Below are 3,185 nucleotides of genomic sequence, written 5' to 3' on the forward strand. Positions count from 1 at the left end.
CGTTTCACATCTGCCTGAACCCGCCCGACCGCCGCCTGTCTCTCGGCGTGCCTGTCGTTGGAAGGCCCTGACAGAACGCCACGTCGCCTGCGATCACGCCATTGTGCGGATGTTTAAAAGCATACCCCCGGAGGCTGGCGCGCGGCAGACTCCGGGGGCTAAACTTTCGTTTATGAAGAAAAGCTGAAGGCTTTTCCTAGACTTTCATGTCGAAACCCAGGTGTTTGGCGACGGTGAAGATGTCCTTGTCGCCGCGCCCGCACATGTTCATCACCAGGATATGATCCTTGGGCAGGGTGGGGGCCAGCTTGATCACATGGCCAAGCGCGTGGCTCGGCTCCAGCGCCGGGATGATTCCCTCCAGCTTGCAGCACAGCTGAAACGCCTCCAGCGCCTCGGCATCGGTGATGCTGACATATTCGGCGCGGCCCGTGTCATGCAGCCAGGCGTGTTCCGGCCCGATGCCGGGATAATCCAGCCCCGCGCTGATCGAGAACCCTTCCAGAATCTGCCCGTCCGGGTCTTGCAGCAGATAGGTGCGGTTGCCATGCAGCACGCCGGGGCGCCCGCCGGTCAGGCTGGCGCAATGCTGCATCCGGTCATCCACGCCCTTGCCACCGGCCTCGACGCCGATGATTCGCACCGAAGGATCATCGAGGAAGGGGAAGAACAGCCCCATCGCATTCGACCCGCCGCCAATCGCCGCGATCACCGTATCGGGCAGGCGGCCCTCGCCTTCTTGCTCGGCCAGCTGCCAGCGCACTTCCTTGCCGATGATCGACTGGAAATCGCGCACCATCGCCGGATAGGGATGCGGCCCCGCCACCGTGCCGATGCAATAGAAAGTGTCGCGCACATTGGTCACCCAATCGCGCAGCGCGTCATTCATCGCATCCTTCAGCGTGCCGCGACCACTGGTCACCGGCACCACCTCGGCCCCCAGAAGCCGCATGCGGAAGACGTTGGGCGCCTGCCGCTCCACATCATGCGCGCCCATATAAACCACGCATTTCAGCCCGAACTTGGCGCAAACCGTCGCCGTCGCCACGCCATGCTGGCCTGCGCCGGTCTCTGCGATGATCCGGGTCTTGCCCATGCGCCGCGCCAGGATGATCTGGCCCAGCACATTGTTGATCTTGTGCGCGCCGGTATGGTTCAGCTCGTCGCGCTTCATATAGATCTTGGCGCCGCCCAGATGCTCGGTCAGACGCGGCGCGAAATACAGGGGCGAGGGGCGCCCGACATAATGCTTCCACAGATCGTCCATCTCGGCCCAGAAGCTCGGGTCCGTCTTGGCGAAATCATATTGCGCCTGCAATTCGAGGATCAGCGGCATCAGCGTCTCGGACACGAAGCGCCCGCCGAAAATGCCAAAGCGGCCCTGCTCGTCCGGCCCGGTCATGAAGCTGTTGATCCCGTCTTCGGCCATGGTTTCCCCCTGAAAATCTTGACTTCCGATGTAGCGCGGATGGGGGGCGGGGGAAAGGGGGGCTGTCTGCCCCCCCACTCTCCTGCGGAGAGTTCCCCCCGAGGATATTTTTGAACAGATGAATGAGCTACCGGCGCTCGTTCCTTCATCTGTTCAAAAATATCCTCGGGGGTGAATTTGCGCAGCAAAGAGGGGGCGCGAGCGCCCCCTTCAACCCTTCGCAGGAGGGTTGCATGCCTCAGACCCCGCGCAAAAAGCGCCGCAACACCCGTTCCAGCTTGGCCGCGCCCAAGGGGGCCATGGCTTTGGTATGCTCGTGGCTGATCTTCTCGTCCGACATGCCTTGCGCCATATTGGTGATGGTCGAGATCGCCGCCACCCGCAGCCCGAGGAACCGCGCGAGGATCACCTCCGGCACGGTGGACATGCCGACCGCATCGCCGCCCAGGATTTTGATGGCGCGAATTTCGGCCGGAGTCTCGAAACTCGGGCCGGAATACCAGGTGTAAACCCCTTCGGGCAGCGCCACGCCCTCGGCCTCTGCCGCCGCGCGCAGGGCCGCGCGCAGGGCGGGGTCATGCGCATCGCCCATCGGCACGAAACGCGCATCGGTTTTCTCGCCGATCAGCGGGTTCAGGCCCGAGAAATTCAGGTGATCCGACAGCAGCATCAGCTCGCCCGGCGGAATATCAGGCCGCAGGCTGCCCGCCGCATTGGTGGCGATCAGCGCCTCGGCGCCAAGCGCCTTCAGCAGCTCCAGCGCCGGGCGCATCGCGGCGGGATTGCCGTTCTCATAGTAATGCTCGCGCGCGCCGAACACCGCGACGCGCACCCCCTCCAGATCCCCGATCACGAGGTTGGGGTTATGCCCCGACACGCCGACATGCGGAAAACCCGGCAGGTCGGCATAGGGGATCGCAACCCCCTGCACCGCCGCCGCCAGATGGCCAAGGCCAGAGCCCAGGATCAGGCCCAGCCGCACCGGCGCCGCGCCCGCGCGGGCCTGCACAAGGGAAAGCAGATCAGACATTCAGCGTTCTTTCACATAGGGTTCGCCACCGGCGCGCGGCGGCACGGCCTTGCCGATCAGGCCCGCCAGCACCACCACCGTCAGCACATAGGGCAGGGCATCCAGCGCGGGCACCGGCACTTTCAGGCCCATTGCCTCCAGCACATCGGGCCGCAGCGCGAGCGACTGGAAAAAGCCGAACAGCAGGCAGGCCCCAAGCGCCTGCCATGGCCGCCATTTGGCGAAAATCAGCGCCGCCAGCGCGATATAGCCGCGCCCCGCCGTCATCTCGCGCCCGAAACCGGCTTGCAATCCCGTGGCCATATAGGCCCCCGCCAGCCCGCACAGCACGCCCGCAATCAGCACCGCCGCAAAGCGCAAGCGTGCCACTGAGACCCCCGCCGTATCGACCGAGGCCGGGTTTTCCCCCACTGCGCGCAGCCGCAGGCCAAAGCGGGTGCGATAGAGCAGCCACCAGGTTGCCGGCACCAGCGCAAAGCCGAAATAGACGATCAGCGGATGGCCCGAGATCACATCTGCATAAAGCGGCCCCAAGAGCGGCACACCGCGCAGCGCCTCGGTCAGCGGCAGGGTGATCTCGCTCATCCGCGCCGCCCCTTCCAGCGCAGGCGTGCGCCCGCCCTGGTCAAACAGCGCCAGCGCCACCAGCACCGTGATCCCCGAGGCCACGAAGTTCAGCGCCACGCCGGAAATCAGCTGATTGCCGCGGAAGGTGATCGAGGCGAT

Annotated in this window: 3 protein-coding genes; all 3 read right to left on the reverse strand. The window is 65.0% G+C overall.

Features of this window, described 5'->3' with window-relative positions; all coding sequences use genetic code 11:
* Nucleotides 1-196: 196 nt before the first annotated feature.
* The gene (gene trpB, locus JNN06_RS06680) at nucleotides 197-1,429 is read right to left on the reverse strand and encodes a tryptophan synthase subunit beta (protein ID WP_291238816.1); all 1,233 of its coding nucleotides are present in this window, start codon (nucleotides 1,427-1,429) and stop codon (nucleotides 197-199) included.
* 238 nt (nucleotides 1,430-1,667) lie between these two features.
* A complete protein-coding gene (locus tag JNN06_RS06685; RefSeq protein ID WP_291238817.1) occupies nucleotides 1,668-2,459 on the reverse strand; it encodes a purine-nucleoside phosphorylase in 792 nt (263 codons plus the stop codon).
* Nucleotides 2,460-3,185, reverse strand: a 726-nt coding sequence (locus JNN06_RS06690; RefSeq protein ID WP_291238818.1) for an ABC transporter permease, incomplete at its 5' end; no start/stop codon positions are given.

It is taken from the genome of Gemmobacter sp. (assembly GCF_016792925.1).
Classification (GTDB): Bacteria; Pseudomonadota; Alphaproteobacteria; order Rhodobacterales; family Rhodobacteraceae; genus Gemmobacter.